This is a genomic window from Kitasatospora griseola (genome assembly GCF_014648555.1).
Taxonomy (GTDB): domain Bacteria; phylum Actinomycetota; class Actinomycetes; order Streptomycetales; family Streptomycetaceae; genus Kitasatospora; species Kitasatospora griseola.
This window is the reverse complement of record NZ_BMRI01000010.1, coordinates 221,098-238,053: the sequence shown is the minus strand read 5'-3', so window position 1 is coordinate 238,053 and position 16,956 is coordinate 221,098. Positions and strand designations below refer to the sequence as shown.

The following is a 16,956-nucleotide window of genomic DNA, read 5'->3' as shown; positions in this document are numbered from 1 at the left end:
GGTGGACGGCGCGCCCACCGGGGACTGATCCGGCACGCACGTCGAAGGGGCGGGGTCCGATCGGACCCCGCCCCTTCCTGCTGCCGTCAGTCCTGCGGCATGAAGTACGACTCCAGCCGGGCCACGCCGGGCTCGACCAGCTTCCACGGGCCGTTCAGGCTGAGCACCGCCACCGCGGCCGGCGGGAAGCCGTTCAGCCGCATCCGATTGAGCTCCTCGGCGTCGCCCTCGTCGCCGGCCAGCACCTGGGTCAGGCCCAGCACGCCGGGGTTGTGGCCGACCAGCAGGAGGTCGGCGTGTTCCTCGGGGGTCTCCTGGATCACCTCGATCAGCCGGCCGGGCTGGGCCTCGTACACCCGGTCCTCGTAGACCGTCTTCCGGGGCCGCTTGGGCAGCTCATGGGCGACCAGCTTCCAGGTCTCCCGGGTGCGCAGCGCGGTCGAGCAGAGCACGTGGTCGGGGTTGACGCCGGAGTCGGCGAGCCAGCGGCCCGCCTCGGTGGCCTGGACTCGCCCGCGGTCGGCCAGCGGGCGGTCGTGGTCGTCGACCTGGTCGGGCCAGTCGGCCCGGGCATGGCGAAGAACGATGATCCTACGAGGAGTGTCGGCGCTCATACCCCTAGAGCTTCGCAGAAAACCGCCGCCCGGTCGCGTGGTCGGCGAAGCTGCCACCCCTGCGGGTGGCCGCTCCTCCGCTCGGCGCGGGCGGCGGGCGCGAGGCCGGATCAGCCCATGTTCTGGGCGACGGTCGCGACGATCGCGATCAGCACCACGATCCCGGCGATCACGCCGAGCATCTGCAGCAGCTTCTTCTGGCCGCCCTGGGGATTCGGTTCGAGAACTGGCATGTCGCCGAGCCTAACCGACGACCTCGTCCTCGATGTGCCGGGCCCGGGCGGCACGCACGCCGACCAGGATCTGCGGCACCAGCAGCAGCGCCAGCAGGCCCAACGGCAGGTACCACTCGCCGGTGTTCTCGTAGAGCGCGCCCATCACGATCGGGCCCGGGATGCAGATCAGGTAGCCCAGGCTCTGCGCGAACGCCGACAGCTGGGCCACCCCGCCCGGGGTGCGGGCGCGCAGGCCGAGCATGGTCAGCGCCAGCGGGAACGCGCACATCGACAGGCCGACCAGGATCGCCCAAAGCCACGGCACCGTCCCGGCGGCCAGCATCAGCCCGAGGTAGCCGGCGATGCCGCACAGGCCCAGCACCACCACGTACAGCCGCTGGTCGCCGCCCCGGGCGGCCAGGTTGGGCAGCGCGAACGAGACCGGCACGCTGACCGCCATCACCAGGGCCAGCAGCACGCCGGACGCGGACTCCGAGACACCGGCGTCGTGGTAGATCTTCGGCAGGAAGCCCATCGCGCTGTACGCGCTGGTGGACTGCAGGCCGAAGAACGCGCCCAGCGCCCACGCGGTGCGGCTGCGCAGGATCGGCAGCCGGACGTGGGCCGGCGCGGGCTCGGCCGAGACGCTGCCGCCCTTCTCGCGGCGGACGAACAGCACCGCCAGCCACAGCACCAGCGCGAGCACGGCGGGCAGCGCCCAGACGCCGAGGCCCAGCCGCCAGGAGCCGCCGAGCGCGTCGGCCAGCGGGACGGTGGTGGCGGCGGCCAGCGAGGTGCCGACCGACAGCGCCATCGAGTACAGGCCGATCATCGGACCGACCCGGTCCGGGAAGTACCGCTTGATCACCACCGGCAGCAGCACGTTGGCCAGCGCCACTCCGGCCAGCGCCAGCGCGGTGAGCAGCAGGAACACCGCGGTGGAACCGGTGAAGGAGCGGGCCAGCACACCCGCCGTGATGGCGCCCATCGCGGCCGCCACCACGGTGATCGGACCCAGCCGGCGGGCCAGGCCCGGGGCGGCGACGCCCAGCGCCGCGAAACACAGCGGCGGCACCGCGGCGAGCAGGCCGGCCACCGTGGCGCTCATCCCGAGGTCCTTCTGGACCGGGTCGAGCAGCGCGCCGAGGCTGGTCACCACGGGACGCAGGTTGACCGCGGCGGCGGCCACGCCGACGGCCAGCAGGGCGGCGCCGACATTGCGGACCGCCGGCGACGGGCCGGCGGTGGCGGTGGCGGACTGAGGGGATGGTCGAAGGCTCTCGGTCTCGGTTGCTGAGGGGTCTGCTGCGGTAGACATGGCGCAATCATAGAATCATGGGATGACTTAAGTCGCCCCGGTATCCTGATGACGTAAACCACAGAAGGAGCCCGACCTTGGCGCTGTCGACCACTCGCCGCACCCCGCTCTCCGACCAGGTGATCGCCCAACTCCGGGCCCAGATCACCTCGGGCGAGTGGCCGGTGGGATCACGCATCCCGACCGAGGCGGAGCTGGTCGACCAGCTCGGCGTCGCACGCAACACCATCCGCGAAGCCGTCCGCGCCCTCGCTCACAACGGGCTGGTCGACATCCGCCAGGGCTCCGGCACCTACGTCCTGGCCACCAGCGAACTCGCCGGCGTCATGCACCGCCGGTTCGCCGACGCCGACCGGAGCCAGGTCGCCGAACTCCGCGCGACCCTGGAGACCTCCGCCGCCGGCTTCGCCGCGACCCGCCGCACCGCGCGCGACCTCGAACTCCTCGACGCCGCGCTGGCCCGCCGCGACGCCGCCTGGCACGCCGGTGTCCCCGAGGACTTCATCCAGGCCGACGCCGCCTTCCACCACGCGGTGGTGGCCGCCGCCCACAACGACGTCCTCGCCGCGATCTACGCCGACCTCGGCGAGGTCCTCCTCGCCCACCTGCGCCACGACGTCGGCCCCGACCTCCTCCCCCACCGCTGGGTCTCGCACTCGGACATCCTCGACGCGATCAGGTCGGGCGACGCGGAGAAGGCCGCGAAGGCCGCCGGCCAGGCGATCGGGGGGAACAGCGAGGGGCCCGGGGAACGGCGGGGCCAAGGCTGCTGGTGATCGACGGGGTGCGGACAGGTCCCGTTGTTCCGGGTCCCGTCCGTCACCGACGGCGGCCATGACCGACCGCCGTCCTCGACCACCAGCAGCTCGACCTCGCAGTTCTCCGAGCCCCTGGAGAAACTCGTTACGCGCCGATCGCGTGCAGACCGCCGTCGACGTGGATGATCTCGCCGGTGGTCTTCGGGAACCAGTCGCTGAGCAGCGCGACGACGCCGCGGCCGGCCGGCTCCGGGTCGGAGAGGTCCCACTTGAGCGGGGAGCGGGTGTCCCAGGTGGCGGCGAGGTCGGGGAAGCCGGGGATGGACTTCGCGGCCATCGAGCCGATCGGGCCCGCCGAGATCAGGTTGCAGCGGATGTCGCGCTCGCCGAGGTAACGGGCGAGGTAGCGGTTGGTGGACTCGAGGGCGGCCTTCGCCGGGCCCATCCAGTCGTACTGCGGCCAGGCGAACTGCGCGTCGAAGGTCAGGCCGACCACCGAGCCGCCGTCCTGCATGAGCGGGAGCAGCGCGGTGGTGAGGGACTTCAGCGAGTACGCGGAGACCTGCATGGCGGTGGCGACGGACTCCCACGGGGTGTCCAGGAAGTTGCCGCCGAGCGCGTCCTGCGGGGCGAAGCCGATGGAGTGGACGACGCCGTCCAGGGTCGGCAGGTGCTCGCGGACCTGGTCGGCGATGCCGGCCAGCTGCTCGGCGCTGGAGACGTCGAGCTCCAGGACCTTGACCGGCTTGGGCAGCTTCTTGGCGATGCGCTCGGTGAGGCTGGGCCGGGGGAAGGCGGTGAGGATGATCTCGGCGCCCTGCTCCTGGGCGAGCTTCGCGGTGTGGAAGGCGATGGAGGACTCCATCAGCACGCCGGTGATCAGGATGCGCTTGCCTTCGAGAATTCCAGTCATGGTCAGTGACCCATGCCCAATCCGCCGTCCACGGGAATGACGGCTCCGGTGATGTACGCGGCCTCGTCGGAGGCCAGGAACCGCGCGGCCGAGGCGATCTCGGCGGGGGCGGCGTAGCGGCCCAGGGGGACGCCGGAGACGATCTCCTTGCGGCGCTCCTCGCTGAGCACGGCGGTCATGTCGGTGTCGACGAAGCCGGGCGCGATCACGTTGACGGTGATGTTGCGGGAGCCGAGTTCGCGGGCCAGCGAGCGGGCGAAGCCGACCAGGCCGGCCTTGGAGGCGGCGTAGTTGGCCTGGCCGGCGGAGCCGCTGAGGCCCACCACGGAGGAGATCAGCACCACGCGGCCCTTGCGGGCGCGCAGCATCTTGGCGGCGGCGCGCTTCACGACCCGGAAGGTGCCGGTGAGGTTGGTCTCCAGGACGGACGTGAAGTCGTCCTCGGACATGCGCAGCAGCAGGGTGTCCTTGGTGATGCCGGCGTTGGCGACCAGGACCTCGACCGGGCCGTGGGCGGCCTCGATCTCGGTGAAGGCGGCGTCGACCTGCTCGGTGTCGGTGATGTCGGCGCGCACCGCGAGGACGTCGTACTTGGCGAGTTCCGCCGGAACCTCGCCGTTGCGGCTGGTGATGGCGACCTTGTCGCCCGCCTCGGCGAAGCTCTGGGCGATGGCGAGGCCGATGCCCCGGTTACCTCCGGTGACCAGTACCGAGCGGCTCAACGGTCCACCTCTTCCCTACTCGATGTGCGCGTGCCGACCGCACGCGTAGCCACCTGTGACGCTATCGGTAGGGTGCGAGCTCGGGCGAAGCTGCCTTCGACAGGCCTTGCCGGGTGAGTTCTGTTGCATCCCGACAATCCCGGTACCGGTGCCGTCCGGGTCCCGTCCGGGTCTCGTCCGGCTCCTGTCCGGGTCCGGTGCGGATCCGGTGCGGGGAACGCCGGGCCGGTGGCGGCCGTTGCCCCGGGGGTGCTCCGGAGAGTCCGGGCACCGGTTTCGAGCGAGCCGATCGGAGCGGACGCGATGAGTGGTGCACTCCCTGGCCGGGCAGGCCGCCGGGCGCTGGCGGCGGTGGCGGCCCTGACGGTGGTGGGTGCGGCGGCGTGGGCGCTGCGGGAGCTGCCGGCCCAGTTCGGGCGACGGCCGGACCCGCTGGATCCGCGGGTGCGGGTCTCCCCGCAGTACCGGGACGGGGTGTTCCACAACGCGCCCTCGCAGGTCTCGTCCGGTGTGCCGGGCAGCCCGGACGCGGCGACGCTGCGCCGGATGCTGTTCGAGAAGGAGGGCCGGGTGCCGGCCGGTGCGGTGCCGCTGGCGGCGCCGGAGCCGTCGGCCGCGGCGTCCGAGGGCGTGGCGGTGACCTGGTACGGGCACGCGTCGGCGCTGCTGGAGCTGGACGGCTGCCGGGTGCTGGTGGATCCGATGTGGTCGGACCGCTGTTCGCCGTCCCACCTGGCGGGCCCGAAGCGGCTGCACCCGGTGCCGGTGGACCTGGCGTCGCTGCCGCAGGTGGACGCGGTGCTGATCTCGCACGACCACTACGACCACCTGGACATGGCGACGGTGCGCCGCCTGGTGGAGCTCCAGTCGGCGCCGTTCGCGGTGCCGCTGGGCATCGGCGGGCACCTGCGGCGCTGGGGCGTGCCGGAGCACCGGATCATCGAGCTGGACTGGGACGAGACGTGCACGCTCGGCGAGTTGACGCTGACGCTGACCGCCGCGCACCACTTCTCCGGCCGGGGTTTCACCCGCAACACCACGCTGTGGGGCTCGTGGGTGGTGGCGGGGCCGGAGCGCCGGGTGTTCTTCACCGGCGACTCGGGCTACTTCGAGGGTTTCGCCCGGATCGGCGAGCAGCACGGCCCGTTCGACGCCGCGCTGATGGCGATCGGCGCGTACGACGCCGCGTGGGCGGACATCCACCTGACTCCGGAGGACGCGGTCCGGGCGCATCTGGAGCTGCGCGGCGGCCTGCTGCTGCCGGTGCACTGGTGCACGTTCAACCTGGCGCCGCACCGCTGGGCGGAGCCGGTGGAGCGGCTGCTGGCGGAGGCGAAGGCGCAGGGGGTCGCGCTGGCGGTGCCGCGTCCGGGGCAGCGGGTGGAGGTGGCCGATCCGCCGGAGCTGGACGGCTGGTGGGAGGCGCTGGCGTGACGTCGAACTGACGGTGCGTCAGGGCGGCTCGGCCAATATTTGCTGGCCGAACGCCCTGCGGCCGGGGATGATGCGAGCGGGTGTGCCCTCGACCCGGGGGCGGCCCGCCGCACCCGATCCTCGACCCAGGGAGCCCGATGCCCCCCTCCGCGCTGGACCCTCAGTTCCTCTCGTACCCGTTGCGCCCGTTGGCGGACGCGGCCCTGTCCCGGGCTCGGCAGTTGGGCGTCTCGCACGCCGACTTCCGGCTGGAGCGGGTGCGGTCGGCGTCCTGGCGGCTGCGTGACGCCCGCCCGGCCGGCTCGTCGGACTCCGTGCAGCTGGGCTTCGCCGTCCGGGTGCTGCTGGACGGCGCCTGGGGCTTCGCGGCAGGCGTGGACCTGACGCCCGCCGCCGCTGCGGCCGTCGCCGAGCAGGCCGTGGCGGTGGCCCGGCTGGCCGGCGGGATCAGCCGGGCGGCCGGGTCCGGCGAGCGGGTGGAGCTGGCCCCGGAGCCGGTGTACCCGGAGGTCGAGTGGGTCTCCGCGTACGAGCTGAACCCGTTCGACGTGCCGGACGCGGAGAAGACCGGCCTGCTGGCCGAGTGGTCCTCCCGGCTGCTGGCCGCCGACGGCGTCTCGCACGTGACGGCGGCGGTGCTGACGGTGCAGGAGAACAAGTTCTACGCGGACACCGCGGGCACCGTGACGACCCAGCAGCGGGTGCGCCTGCACCCGTGGCTGGAGGCCACCAGCGTGGACGAGCGGACGGGCGCGTTCGACTCGATGCGCACCATCGCGCCGCCGGCCGGCCGCGGCTGGGAGTACCTGCGCGGCACGGGCTGGGACTGGGACGCCGAACTGGCCGAGCTGCCCGAGCTGCTGGCGCAGAAGATGGCCGCGCCGAGCGTCACCGCGGGCCGCTACGACCTGGTGATCGACCCGTCCAACCTGTGGCTGACCATCCACGAGTCGATCGGCCACGCCACCGAACTGGACCGCGCGCTGGGCTACGAGGCCGCCTACGCGGGCACCTCGTTCGCCACCTTCGACCAGCTCGGCAGCCTGAAGTACGGCTCCGAGCTGATGCACGTCACGGGCGACCGGACGGCCGAGCACGGCCTGGCCAGCATCGGGTACGACGACGAGGGCGTCGCCACCCAGTCCTGGGACCTGATCCGCGACGGCGTCCTGGTCGGCTACCAACTCGACCGCCCGATGGCCGGGTTGAAGGGCTTCGAGCGCTCCAACGGCTGTGCCTACGCGGATTCCCCGGCGCATGTGCCGGTGCAGCGGATGGCCAACGTCTCGCTCCGGCCGGCCGCCGACGGCCCGGACACCTCCGGCCTGATCTCCCAGGTGGAGAACGGGCTGTACATCGTCGGCGACCGCTCCTGGTCGATCGACATGCAGCGGTACAACTTCCAGTTCACCGGCCAGCGCGCCTACGCCATTCGCGACGGCGAACTGGCGGGCCAGGTCAAGGACTTCGCCTACCAGGCCACCACCACCGACTTCTGGGGCTCGATGAGCGCCGTCGGCGGCCCGCAGACGTACGTGCTCGGCGGGGCCTTCAACTGCGGCAAGGCCCAGCCGGGCCAGGTCGCCGCGGTCAGCCACGGCTGCCCGTCCGCGCTGTTCCGTCAGGTCAACGTGCTCAACACCCAGCAGGAGGCGGGTCACTGATGTCCCTCACGCACCCCCACGAGCTGGTGGAACGCGCCCTCGAACTGTCCCGCGCCGACGGCTGCGTGGTGATCGTCGACGAGGAGTCCACCGCCAACCTGCGCTGGGCCGGCAACGCGCTGACCACCAACGGCGTCACCCGCGGCCGCCGGCTGACGGTGATCTCCACCGTGAACGGCACGCAGGGCACCGCCGCCGGCGTGGTCGCCCAGGAGGCCGTCACGCTCGACGACATCGAGCAGCTGGTGCGCGCCGCCGAGGCCGCCGCCCGGGCCGCCGAACCCGCCGAGGACGCCCAGCCGCTGATCACCGGTCGGCCCGCCGACCCGCGCTTCACCGAGGCCCCGCTGGTCACCGACATCGGCGTGTTCGACGCGTTCGCGCCCGCCCTCGGCGAGGCCTTCGCCCGCGCCCGGGCGGGCGGCGAGCTGCTGTACGGCTTCGCCCGGCACGAGATGACGTCCTCCTACCTGGGCAGCTCCACCGGCCTGCGGCTGCGCCACGACCAGCCCACCGGCGCCGTCGAGCTGAACCTCAAGACCGCCGACCTGTCCGGCTCCGCCTGGGTCGGCGCCGGCACCCGGGACTTCACGGACGTCGACGTCACCGCCCTGCACGCCGACCTGACGCGCCGGCTCGGCTGGGGCCGCAAGCGGATCGACCTGCCGGCCGGCCGCTACGAGACCATCCTGTCGCCGTCCGCCGTCGCCGACCTGCTGGTCTACCTGAGCTGGTCGTCCGGCGCGCGGGACGCGGTCGAGGGCCGCTCGGTGTTCTCCAAGCCCGGCGGGGGCACGCGGATCGGCGAGCAGCTCAGCCCGCTGCCGCTGACGCTGCGCTCCGACCCGGCCGAGCCCGGTATCCAGGCCGCCCCGTTCGTGCTCACCCACGCCTCCGGCGAGAACGACTCGGTGTTCGACAACGGCGCACCGCTGACCGCCACCGACTGGCTGCGCGACGGCACGCTCACCCACCTGCTGACCACCCGCCACTCCGCGGGCCTGGCCGGGCTGCCGCTCAACCCGCCGATCGACAATCTGGTGCTGGAGACCTCCGCGCCCGACGCGCCGACGCTGGAGGAGATGGTCGCCCGCACCGAGCGCGGCCTGCTGCTCACCTGCCTCTGGTACATCCGCGAGGTCGACCCGGCCACCCTGCTGCTCACCGGCCTCACCCGGGACGGCGTCTACCTGGTCGAGAACGGCGAAGTGGTCGGCGCGGTCAACAACTTCCGCTTCAACGAATCCCCGGTCGACCTGCTCGGCCGGATCACCGAGGCGGGCCGCACCGAACGCTGCCTGCCCCGCGAGTGGGGCGACTGGTTCACCCGGGCTGCGATGCCGCCGGTGCGCGTGCCCGACTTCAACATGAGCTCGGTCAGTCAGGCCTCCTGACCGGCCGACCGAACCCCTGGGGGGACTCCGATGGACGAGAAGCACACCGTCAAGACGTCGAAGATGCTCAGCCGCATCCTGCGACACGACCCGGGCTCCGTCGGGGTCTCCCTGGACGCGGCGGGCTGGGTGGCGGTCGACACCCTGCTCGCCGCGCTGGCCCGGCACCGCCGGCCGCTCAGCCGCGCCCAGCTGGACCACGTGGTCGCCACCAACAACAAGCGGCGCTTCGCCTACTCCGAGGACGGCAGGTCCATCCGGGCCAGTCAGGGCCACACCGTCGAGGTCGACCTGGGCCTGCCCGCCACCACCCCGCCCGACGTGCTGTTCCACGGCACCGCCGAGCGCACCCTGCCGTACATCCTGGCCGAGGGCCTGCGCCCGATGACCCGGCAGGACGTCCACCTCTCGGCCGACACCGAAACGGCGGTCAAGGTCGGCTCCCGGCACGGCCGGCCGGTGGTGCTGGAGGTCGACGCGGCCGCGATGGCCGCCGACGGCCACGAATTCCGAGTGTCTGCGAACGGTGTCTGGCTCACCGACGCCGTGCCCGTCCAGTACCTCCGCCGCGCCGCCTGACCTCCGGACCGACCCCAGGTGGGTCGGTCCGGCGTCAGCGGGGTTACCGTGGTCGGTCGTAGGGAGCCGGAAAAGCCGACCGAGGATGGATGGACCATGCGCAAGAGCGCGGACGACGACCAGGTCTTCCGGATCACCGGTGCCCGCAATAGCCTCAGCGAGGACGTCCGGGGCCGGCAGCGGCGGTACGTGATCTCCATGCTGATCCGCACGGTGTGCGTGCTGCTCGCCGTCATCCTGTGGGACGTCCAGCGCTGGCTCGCCTTCGCCGCGCTGGCCGGCGGCGTCCTGCTGCCCTACTTCGCGGTACTGATCGCCAACGCGGGCCGCGAGCGCGCACCCGGCCTGCCCTCGACCTTCGCCTTCTCCCCCGACACCCCGCTGATGCTCGGCCCCGGCGGGACGGGCGGCGGCGGGGCGGCGGCCGCCGCGGCCGCCGAGAACCGGCCACAGGATTGAGAATCCCTCAATTCCCTTGTCCGATATGACCGTTCATCGACCGTTATGACCGCCGGAAAGCTCAGACGATCCTCAAATTAGTCACCGGACGGACGAGCTTCCGAGCCCTTCGCCGTGCCATACTTCCTTAGCGCTCCGCATCCCCCGTCGGAGCGACAGACCGACGCCGGGCAGCTCCCCCCGTGGCTGCCCGGCGTCGTCATGCCCGGGCATAGGATCGGATCCATGGACACCGCGCACCCCCTCTTCGGCACCCCCACCGGCCCCGAAGGCCCGGCCGGCCCCCCGAAGTGCTCCGCCAAGGGCTGCCGCGAGCTCGCCACCTGGACCCTGCTGTGGAACAACCCCAAACTCCACACCCCCGACCGCCGCAAAACCTGGCTCGCCTGCGACGACCACCGCGACTCCCTGGGCCAGTTCCTCGCCGTCCGCGGCTTCCTCAAGGACACCGAGCCTTTCTCGGCGTAGCGCGGCACCGGTTCACGCCTGCTGCCAGGGGTTGCTCCGGTAGCAGGCCAGCAGCAGCGCAGTGACCTCCGGATCGACGGTCAGCGCCTGCTCGTCGATGCCCGCGACCGGCAGGACCGGTGCGATCGAGTTCGACAGGAAGGCTCCGAGGGCCGGGGAGTCCGCCGCCCACCGTCCGAGGTCGCGGAGTCGGACCTCCCGCTGCTCGGACGGGATGCCGGCGGCTGCCAGACCCCGTTCCAGCAGTTGTCTCGTGATGCCGGGCAGCACGGCTTCCTCCGGCCAGATCACCCGCCCGCCGTCGAAAAACCCGATGTTCGCGATCGCCGCCTCGGCGATCCGGCCGTCGCGGTCGGTGAACAGCGTGTCGTCGTACCCGGCGAGCACCGCCTGCCGACCGGCGAGCACCAGCCCGAACGTCCCAGCGTGCTTGATGCGCGGGAGATCCCGCTCGTACTCGATCGCTCGCAGGCGCACCGACGCCGCCCCGGCCACAACCGGCCCAACCACGAGGGCAGTTCGGCCATTCCCGGCCGCCGGGCAGTGACACCGCCCGACCGCCCGTCAGGTCGCCCGCATACAGTGAGGTCCGTGAACGATCTCCCCGCGCCCGGTCGGCACGCTGTCGAGAACCTGATCGCCCGGTACGCCGAGCTGGTGGACGACGGGGACTTCGCCGGCCTCGGCGCGCTGCTCGCGGACGCCGCCTTCACCGGCAGTGGCGAGCCGGTGAGCGGACGGGAGGCGATCGAGCGGATGTTCCGGGACCTGCTGATCGTGTACGCCGACGGCACCCCGCGGACCCAGCACATGACCACCAACCTCGCCGTCGAGGTCGACGAGGAGGCGGGCACGGCGGCCACCCGCTCGTACGTCACGGTGTTCCAGTCGCTCCCGGGGCTTCCGCTGCAGCCCGTCGTCTGCGGGCGCTACCACGACCGCTTCGAACGGCGCGACGGGCAGTGGCGCTTCACGGAACGACGCTTCAGCGCAACTCTGGTCGGCGACGTGAGCCGCCACCTGCGGAGCCGAGGCTAGCCGCCGATCGCCGACATCGGGCGCGCGGGCTGGAGGAACTCCGGGTCGTCGATGCCCGCGCCGGCCTTCTTGCCCCACATCGCCGCGCGCCACAGCTCCGCCAGCTCCGCGTCGCTCGCGCCCGAGCGCAGCGCGCCGCGCAGGTCCGTCTCGCCGGTCGCGAAGAGGCAGTTGCGGATCTGGCCGTCGGCGGTGAGGCGGGTGCGGTCGCAGGCGCGGCAGAACGGGCGGGTGACGGAGGCGATGACGCCGACCGTCGCGGGGCCGCCGTCGACCAGCCAGCGTTCGGCGGGGGCGGCCCCGCGCACCGAGGACGGTTCGGGCGTGAGGGCGAAGCGGGTGCGCAGCAGCGCGAGGATCTCCTCGGCGGTGACCATCTGCGAGCGGTCCCAGCCGTGTTGGGCGTCCAGCGGCATCTGCTCGATGAACCGGAGCTGGTACCGGTGCTCGATCGCCCAGGCGAGCAGGTCGGCGGCCTCGTGGTCGTTGACGCCGCGCATCAGCACGGCGTTGAGCTTGACCGGTCGCAGCCCGGCGGCCTCGGCCGCCAGCAGCCCGTCCAGCACGTCCTGGTGCCGGCGGCGGCGCGTCAGGCGGGCGAAGGTGTCCGGGTCCAGCGTGTCGATGGAGACGTTGACCCGGTCGACTCCGGCGTCCCGCAGGGAGGTTGCCACCCGGGCCAGGCCGATGCCGTTGGTGGTGAGGGAGATCTCGGGGCGCGGGTCGAGGGCCGCGCAGGCGGCGATGATCGGGACGAGCCCCGGGCGCAGCAGCGGCTCGCCGCCGGTGAAGCGGACTTCGCGGACGCCGAGGTCGCGAACCGCCAGCCCGACCAGCCGGACGATCTCCTCGTCGGTGAGCAGGTCGTCCCGTCCGAGCCAGTTCAGGCCCTCTTCGGGCATGCAGTAGGTGCAGCGCAGGTTGCACCGGTCGGTGAGGGAGACCCGCAGGTCGACGGCCTGTCGTCCGTAGGTGTCGAGGAGCATCCCGGTCCCGCCCTTCCTCGGGGGCCGCGCCGGCCCGGCCGCCGGGTGGCGGCCGGGCCAGCTTAACCGGGCCGGGTACGGGGTTCAGTCCGCGCCGAGGCCGGTGAGCGAACGGACTTCCAGTTCGGCGTACTTCGCGGGGTCGGCCTGCTCGCGGGCCAGCCAGGTGCCGATCGCGCCGGCCAGGAAGCCGACCGGGATGGAGATCAGGCCGGGGTTCTCCAGCGGGAACCAGTGGAAGTCGCTGTGCGGGAAGAGCGAGGTCCTGGGGTTGCCGGAGACCACCGGCGAGAAGATCACCAGGGTGACGGAGGTGATCAGGCCCGCGTAGGTGGCCGAGACCGCGCCAACGGTGTTGAACCGCTTCCAGAACAGCGAGTACAGCAGCGTCGGCAGGTTGGCCGAGGCCGCGACCGCGAAGGCCAGCGCCACCAGCGCGGCCGCGTTCAGCTTGTCGGCGAAGATAGACAGCACGATGGCGATCGCCCCGATCGCCACGGCGGCGAGCTTGGCACTCGCCACCTCCTCCTTCTCGCTCGCCTTTCCGCGCCGGATGACGTTGGCCCAGAGGTCGTGGGCGAAGGACGAGGAAGAGGCCAGGGTGAGCCCGGCGACCACGGCGAGGATGGTGGCGAAGGCGACGGCGGAGATCACCGCGAGCAGCACCGCGCCGCCGGTGGAGCCGGCCCCGCCGCCGAGTTGTTCGGCGAGCAGCGGGGCGGCGGTGTTGCCGGCCGCGTTGGAGGCCTTGATGGTCTTGGGGCCGACCAGGGCGGCGGCGCCGAAGCCGAGGGCGAGCGTCATCAGGTAGAAGACGCCGATGATGCCGATCGCCCAGAGCACCGACTTCCGGGCGGCCCGGGCGGTGGGGACGGTGTAGAAGCGGACCAGGATGTGCGGCAGTCCGGCGGTGCCGAGGACGAGCGCGAGGCCGAGGCTGAGGAAGTCGAGCTTGGTGGTGCCGGTGAGGCCGTACTTGAGCCCGGGTTCGAGAAAGGCGTGGCCCTTGCCGCTGGCGTCGGAGGCGGCGCCGAGCAGGCTGGACAGGTTGAAGTGGTACTTGGCCAGCACCATGACGGTCATCAGCGCGGCGCCGGCGATCAGCAGCACCGCCTTGACGATCTGCACCCAGGTGGTGCCCTTCATGCCGCCGACGGTCACGTAGATCACCATCAGCGCCCCGACCGCCACGATGGTCCAGCGCTTGGCGCCGTCGCCGCTGACGCCGAGCAGCAGGGCGACCAGCGAGCCGGCGCCGACCATCTGGGCGAGCAGGTAGAAGATCGACACCACGATGGTGGAGATGCCGGCGGCGGTCCGCACGGGGCGCTGGCGCATCCGGAAGGCCAGCGCGTCGGCCATGGTGTAGCGGCCGGAGTTGCGCAGCGGTTCGGCGACCAGCAGCAGGGCGACCAGCCAGGCGACCAGGAAGCCGATGGAGTACAGGAAGCCGTCGTAGCCGAACAGCGCGATGAGTCCGGCGATGCCGAGGAAGGACGCGGCGGACATGTAGTCGCCGGAGATCGCCAGGCCGTTCTGGAAGCCGGTGAAGGCGCGGCCGCCGGCGTAGAAGTCGGCGGCGTCCTTGGTCTGCCGGCCGGCCCACAGGGTGATGCCGAGGGTGGCGATCACGAAGACCCCGAACAGCGACATGATCAGGGTGCGGTGCTCGCTCGCGGAGGTGGCCAGCTGGATCATTCGGCACTCCCCTCAACGACCGGGACGGCAGCGGCGCGCCCCCGGATGACGGCGGCGCGCGGGTCGAGGCGGCGGCCGGCGTGACGGGCGTACCAGGCCGCGATCGCGAAGGTGCTGGCGAACTGGAGCAGGCCGAGCACCAGGGCCAGGTTGATGTTGCCGACCACCTTGGTGCTCATCAGGTCCGGCGCGTAGCAGGACAGCAGGACGTACAGCAGGTACCAGAGGACGAATCCGGCCGTGACCGGGAAGGCGAAGTTCCGGAAGGAGCTGCGCAGTCGGCGGAACTCCGGTGATTCCTCGATGCGGGCGAACTGTTCCGGGGCGGGCTCGGGCGGGGGTGTCACGCGGTGCCTCCTGACGTCTTCGGTGCGACGGACGATCGGATGGGCGTGAGCGGCGTCACATTGAGTGCCGAGCATGGTAGATCGGGGGCGGAGCCGCGAGAAGGCTCCTGGCATGATCCGGCCGAAAACCGCCGGGAACGCGAAACCGGGGCGGCCCGTCCCGGCCGCCCCGGCATGACACTCCGTCAATTCCCGTTCGTCACAGGGCGATACGCACCTTCAGCGCCGTCCGCTCGTCCATCGCCCGGTAGCCCTCGGGCACCCCGTCCAGGTCCACCGTGCGGTCGAACACGATGCCCGGGTCGATCGCCCCGGACAGCACGTCGGGCAGCAGCTCGGGGATGTACGCCCGGGCCGGGGCGACGCCACCGCGCACCGAGACGTTCCGGTCGAACATCTGGCGGATGTCCACGCCCGCGCTGCCGCCGTGCGGCACGCCGACGTAGCCGACCGCGCCGCCGTCGCGGGCGATGGAGATCGCGGTGCGCATCGACTCCTCGGTGCCGACGGCCTCCAGCACGGCGTGCGCGCCCCGGCCGCCGGTCAGCTCGCGCACCGCCTCGATCGCGGCCTCGCCGCGCTCGGGCACCACGTCGGTGGCGCCGAAGGTACGGGCGATCGCGGTGCGACCCTCGTGCCGGCCGAGCGCGATGATCCGGCCGGCGCCCAGCCGGTGCGCGGCCAGCACGCCGCACAGGCCGACCGCGCCGTCGCCGACCACCGCGACGGTCGCGCCGGGCCGCACGCCGGCCGACACCGCCGCGTGGTGCCCGGTCGCCATCACGTCGGACAGCGCCAGCAGCGCGGGCAGCAGCTTCGCGTCGCCGGCCGCCTCCTTGGGCAGCTTCACCAGCGTGCCGTCCGCGAACGGCACCCGGACCGCCTCGCCCTGGCCGCCGTCCGAGCCGGGTATGCCCCAGAACCCGCCGTGCGGGCAGGAGGTCTGCAGGCCTTCGCGGCAGAACTCGCACACGCCGTCCGACCAGACGAACGGGGCCACCACCAGGTCGCCGACTGTGAGATCGCGCACCTCGGGGCCGACCTCCTCGACGAAGCCGAGGAACTCGTGGCCGATCCGCTGGCCGGCCTGCCGCTTGGCGATGCCGCGGTACGCCCACAGGTCGCTGCCGCAGATGCAGGCGTTCAGCACCCGCACCACGGCGTCGGTGGGCCGCTGGATCCGCGGGTCGGGCACCTCCTCGATCCGGATGTCCTGGGGGCCGTGGATCACTGTGGCACGCATGAGGGTTGTCCTTCGTTGCAGAGGTCGGATGCCGGGTTCGCACCTTCTTGTCACTCTAAAGCGGCTGCCCGAGCAACCCATTCCGGCCGGAGCCGTCCTCCGTTCCCCGTAAAGTGGTGCGCTATGTACGCGCCATTCCCCACCTCGCCGCTCCCGGCACAGCGCACCGGCCCCGGCGGGGGCGCCGGGCGCGGCTTCGCGGTGGTCGACGTGGAGACCACCGGACTCGGACGCACTGACCGGGTGATCTCGGCAGGCGTCTACCAGCTCGACCCGGACGGCGAGGTCACCGACCACTGGTACACCCTGGTCAACCCCGAGCGGGACCCGGGACCGATCTGGATCCACGGCCTGACCAGCGAGGTCCTGGCGGGCGCGCCGACCTTCCCGGAGGTCGCCGCCGAGTTCGCCGAGCGGCTGCGCGACCGGGTGATGGTCGCGCACAACGCGCTGTTCGACTGGAACATGATCTCCCGCGAGTTCTCCCGGGCCGGCCTGCGCGCCCCGGTCGAACAGCGGCTGTGCACCATGGTGCTGGCCCGCGACCTGCGGCTGCCGCTGCCGAACGGCAAACTCTCCTCGCTGGCCGCCCACTTCGGCGTGAGCCAGCGGCAGGCCCACCATGCGCTGGACGACGCCCGGGTGCTCGCCGAGGTGTTCCGGCCGTCCCTGGCGCTGGCCCGCAACGGCGGGGTGCCGCTGCCGCTGACCACCTGCGTGGCCGTCACCGACCTCGGCGAGAGCGCCCCGGCCGGGCCGTCCCGCGGTTCCTGGAGCAGCTCGTACCGGCCCGCCCGCAAGCGCCCGGCCTGCCCGTACCCGAACCCGGGTCGCTGGGTGGACGGCTCGCCGCTGATGCAGGGCATGCGGGTGGCGATCACCGGCGACACCGCCACCGACCGCCAGCTGCTGGAGGACCGGATGATCGAGGCGGGCCTGCACATCGCCTCCTCGGTGAGCCGGCTCACCAGCCTGCTGGTCACCAACGAGCCCGCCTCGTGGAGCGGCAAGGCCCGCAAGGCCCGGGAGTACGGCACTCCGGTGGTCGGCGAGGACGCGTTCCTGCAGTTGCTGCGGGAGGTCGCGCCGCACCCCGGTGCGTGACG

The 16,956-nt window shown here is 72.4% G+C and carries 19 protein-coding genes; 9 read left to right on the top strand and 10 right to left on the bottom strand.

Translation table 11 applies throughout. From position 1 onward, the window contains the following. Window positions 1–86: 86 nt before the first annotated feature. The 3 genes from IEZ12_RS15885 to IEZ12_RS15880 form a co-directional block, all read right to left on the bottom strand. The gene (locus IEZ12_RS15885) at window positions 87–614 is read right to left on the bottom strand and encodes a SixA phosphatase family protein (protein ID WP_189272618.1); all 528 of its coding nucleotides are present in this window, start codon (window positions 612–614) and stop codon (window positions 87–89) included. A 110-nt stretch (window positions 615–724) separates the two neighbouring features. Then, window positions 725–847 (bottom strand): SGM_5486 family transporter-associated protein, encoded by a 123-nt coding sequence (locus IEZ12_RS40065; RefSeq protein ID WP_255419049.1) that lies wholly within the window; start codon window positions 845–847, stop codon window positions 725–727. A 10-nt stretch (window positions 848–857) separates the two neighbouring features. Next, complete coding sequence (locus IEZ12_RS15880; protein ID WP_189272617.1) at window positions 858–2,147, bottom strand: MFS transporter; 1,290 nt, start codon at window positions 2,145–2,147, stop codon at window positions 858–860. A 77-nt stretch (window positions 2,148–2,224) separates the two neighbouring features. On the opposite strand from IEZ12_RS15880, the gene IEZ12_RS15875 reads away from it, so the two are divergent. Then, on the top strand, window positions 2,225–2,923 hold the full coding sequence (locus IEZ12_RS15875) for a FadR/GntR family transcriptional regulator (RefSeq protein ID WP_189272616.1): 699 nt from the start codon (window positions 2,225–2,227) through the stop codon (window positions 2,921–2,923). A 127-nt stretch (window positions 2,924–3,050) separates the two neighbouring features. Here the strand turns inward: IEZ12_RS15875 and fabI are convergent, their stop codons facing one another. Both fabI and fabG read right to left on the bottom strand, forming a co-directional pair. Further along, window positions 3,051–3,818 (bottom strand): enoyl-ACP reductase FabI, encoded by a 768-nt coding sequence (gene fabI, locus IEZ12_RS15870; RefSeq protein WP_043910193.1) that lies wholly within the window; start codon window positions 3,816–3,818, stop codon window positions 3,051–3,053. A 2-nt stretch (window positions 3,819–3,820) separates the two neighbouring features. Then, complete coding sequence (fabG, locus tag IEZ12_RS15865; protein WP_043910190.1) at window positions 3,821–4,540, bottom strand: 3-oxoacyl-[acyl-carrier-protein] reductase; 720 nt, start codon at window positions 4,538–4,540, stop codon at window positions 3,821–3,823. 303 nt (window positions 4,541–4,843) lie between these two features. Here fabG and IEZ12_RS40060 point away from each other — a divergent pair, with 303 nt between their 5' ends. The 6 genes from IEZ12_RS40060 to IEZ12_RS15835 all read left to right on the top strand — a co-directional run bounded on the left by IEZ12_RS40060 (window position 4,844) and on the right by IEZ12_RS15835 (window position 10,538). Beyond that, the gene (locus IEZ12_RS40060) at window positions 4,844–5,974 is read left to right on the top strand and encodes an MBL fold metallo-hydrolase (protein ID WP_189272615.1); all 1,131 of its coding nucleotides are present in this window, start codon (window positions 4,844–4,846) and stop codon (window positions 5,972–5,974) included. Window positions 5,975–6,111: 137 nt separating this feature from the next. Beyond that, window positions 6,112–7,638 carry a TldD/PmbA family protein gene (locus IEZ12_RS15855; protein ID WP_189272614.1) on the top strand — a complete coding sequence of 509 codons (1,527 nt, stop codon included), beginning with the start codon at window positions 6,112–6,114 and terminating at the stop codon, window positions 7,636–7,638. Then, a complete protein-coding gene (locus IEZ12_RS15850; protein ID WP_189272613.1) occupies window positions 7,638–9,032 on the top strand; it encodes a metallopeptidase TldD-related protein in 1,395 nt (464 codons plus the stop codon). The genes IEZ12_RS15855 and IEZ12_RS15850 overlap by 1 nt, the downstream gene beginning before the upstream one ends. Window positions 9,033–9,062: 30 nt before the next feature. Continuing rightward, window positions 9,063–9,611: an RNA 2'-phosphotransferase gene (locus tag IEZ12_RS15845; RefSeq protein WP_189272612.1), complete on the top strand. Its 549-nt coding sequence runs from the start codon at window positions 9,063–9,065 to the stop codon at window positions 9,609–9,611. A 96-nt stretch (window positions 9,612–9,707) separates the two neighbouring features. Beyond that, window positions 9,708–10,070, top strand: a complete 363-nt coding sequence (locus tag IEZ12_RS15840; protein WP_189272611.1) for a DUF3099 domain-containing protein — start codon at window positions 9,708–9,710, stop codon at window positions 10,068–10,070. 225 nt (window positions 10,071–10,295) lie between these two features. Further along, the gene (locus tag IEZ12_RS15835; RefSeq protein ID WP_043910165.1) at window positions 10,296–10,538 is read left to right on the top strand and encodes a hypothetical protein; all 243 of its coding nucleotides are present in this window, start codon (window positions 10,296–10,298) and stop codon (window positions 10,536–10,538) included. A gap of 12 nt (window positions 10,539–10,550) precedes the next feature. On the opposite strand, the gene IEZ12_RS15830 is transcribed toward IEZ12_RS15835, so the two are convergent. Continuing rightward, the gene (locus IEZ12_RS15830; RefSeq protein ID WP_189272610.1) at window positions 10,551–11,015 is read right to left on the bottom strand and encodes an aminotransferase class IV; all 465 of its coding nucleotides are present in this window, start codon (window positions 11,013–11,015) and stop codon (window positions 10,551–10,553) included. Between the two features lie 114 nt (window positions 11,016–11,129). Here IEZ12_RS15830 and IEZ12_RS15825 point away from each other — a divergent pair, with 114 nt between their 5' ends. After that, window positions 11,130–11,576, top strand: a complete 447-nt coding sequence (locus IEZ12_RS15825; protein WP_189272609.1) for a nuclear transport factor 2 family protein — start codon at window positions 11,130–11,132, stop codon at window positions 11,574–11,576. Here the strand turns inward: IEZ12_RS15825 and moaA are convergent. The 4 genes from moaA to IEZ12_RS15805 form a co-directional block, all read right to left on the bottom strand. Continuing rightward, window positions 11,573–12,562 carry a GTP 3',8-cyclase MoaA gene (gene moaA, locus IEZ12_RS15820; protein WP_189272608.1) on the bottom strand — a complete coding sequence of 330 codons (990 nt, stop codon included), beginning with the start codon at window positions 12,560–12,562 and terminating at the stop codon, window positions 11,573–11,575. The two genes, IEZ12_RS15825 and moaA, sit on opposite strands and share 4 nt — an antisense overlap. An 84-nt stretch (window positions 12,563–12,646) precedes the next feature. Beyond that, complete coding sequence (locus IEZ12_RS15815) at window positions 12,647–14,260, bottom strand: monocarboxylic acid transporter (protein ID WP_189272607.1); 1,614 nt, start codon at window positions 14,258–14,260, stop codon at window positions 12,647–12,649. Further along, on the bottom strand, window positions 14,257–14,607 hold the full coding sequence (locus IEZ12_RS15810) for a DUF485 domain-containing protein (RefSeq protein ID WP_229847573.1): 351 nt from the start codon (window positions 14,605–14,607) through the stop codon (window positions 14,257–14,259). The genes IEZ12_RS15815 and IEZ12_RS15810 overlap by 4 nt, the downstream gene beginning before the upstream one ends. 199 nt (window positions 14,608–14,806) lie before the next feature. Further along, window positions 14,807–15,850, bottom strand: a complete 1,044-nt coding sequence (locus IEZ12_RS15805; RefSeq protein WP_043910158.1) for a zinc-dependent alcohol dehydrogenase family protein — start codon at window positions 15,848–15,850, stop codon at window positions 14,807–14,809. A gap of 123 nt (window positions 15,851–15,973) precedes the next feature. Between IEZ12_RS15805 and IEZ12_RS15800 the strand changes: the two genes are divergently transcribed. Next, a complete protein-coding gene (locus IEZ12_RS15800) occupies window positions 15,974–16,954 on the top strand; it encodes a DEDDh family exonuclease (RefSeq protein WP_189272605.1) in 981 nt (326 codons plus the stop codon). Window positions 16,955–16,956: the final 2 nt, after the last annotated feature.

What these genes read in the sequence shown, in the direction of transcription:
- IEZ12_RS15885 (WP_189272618.1), bottom strand. Translation starts at nt 614, where the DNA reads ATGAGCGCCGACACTCCTCGTAGGATCATCGTTCTTCGCCATGCCCGG.
- IEZ12_RS40065 (WP_255419049.1), bottom strand. Translation starts at nt 847, where the DNA reads ATGCCAGTTCTCGAACCGAATCCCCAGGGCGGCCAGAAGAAGCTGCTG.
- IEZ12_RS15880 (WP_189272617.1), bottom strand. Translation starts at nt 2,147, where the DNA reads ATGTCTACCGCAGCAGACCCCTCAGCAACCGAGACCGAGAGCCTTCGA.
- fabI (WP_043910193.1), bottom strand. Translation starts at nt 3,818, where the DNA reads ATGACTGGAATTCTCGAAGGCAAGCGCATCCTGATCACCGGCGTGCTG.
- IEZ12_RS40060 (WP_189272615.1), top strand. Translation starts at nt 4,844, where the DNA reads ATGAGTGGTGCACTCCCTGGCCGGGCAGGCCGCCGGGCGCTGGCGGCG.
- IEZ12_RS15855 (WP_189272614.1), top strand. Translation starts at nt 6,112, where the DNA reads ATGCCCCCCTCCGCGCTGGACCCTCAGTTCCTCTCGTACCCGTTGCGC.
- IEZ12_RS15850 (WP_189272613.1), top strand. Translation starts at nt 7,638, where the DNA reads ATGTCCCTCACGCACCCCCACGAGCTGGTGGAACGCGCCCTCGAACTG.
- IEZ12_RS15845 (WP_189272612.1), top strand. Translation starts at nt 9,063, where the DNA reads ATGGACGAGAAGCACACCGTCAAGACGTCGAAGATGCTCAGCCGCATC.
- IEZ12_RS15840 (WP_189272611.1), top strand. Translation starts at nt 9,708, where the DNA reads ATGCGCAAGAGCGCGGACGACGACCAGGTCTTCCGGATCACCGGTGCC.
- IEZ12_RS15835 (WP_043910165.1), top strand. Translation starts at nt 10,296, where the DNA reads ATGGACACCGCGCACCCCCTCTTCGGCACCCCCACCGGCCCCGAAGGC.
- moaA (WP_189272608.1), bottom strand. Translation starts at nt 12,562, where the DNA reads ATGCTCCTCGACACCTACGGACGACAGGCCGTCGACCTGCGGGTCTCC.
- IEZ12_RS15815 (WP_189272607.1), bottom strand. Translation starts at nt 14,260, where the DNA reads ATGATCCAGCTGGCCACCTCCGCGAGCGAGCACCGCACCCTGATCATG.
- IEZ12_RS15805 (WP_043910158.1), bottom strand. Translation starts at nt 15,850, where the DNA reads ATGCGTGCCACAGTGATCCACGGCCCCCAGGACATCCGGATCGAGGAG.
- IEZ12_RS15800 (WP_189272605.1), top strand. Translation starts at nt 15,974, where the DNA reads ATGTACGCGCCATTCCCCACCTCGCCGCTCCCGGCACAGCGCACCGGC.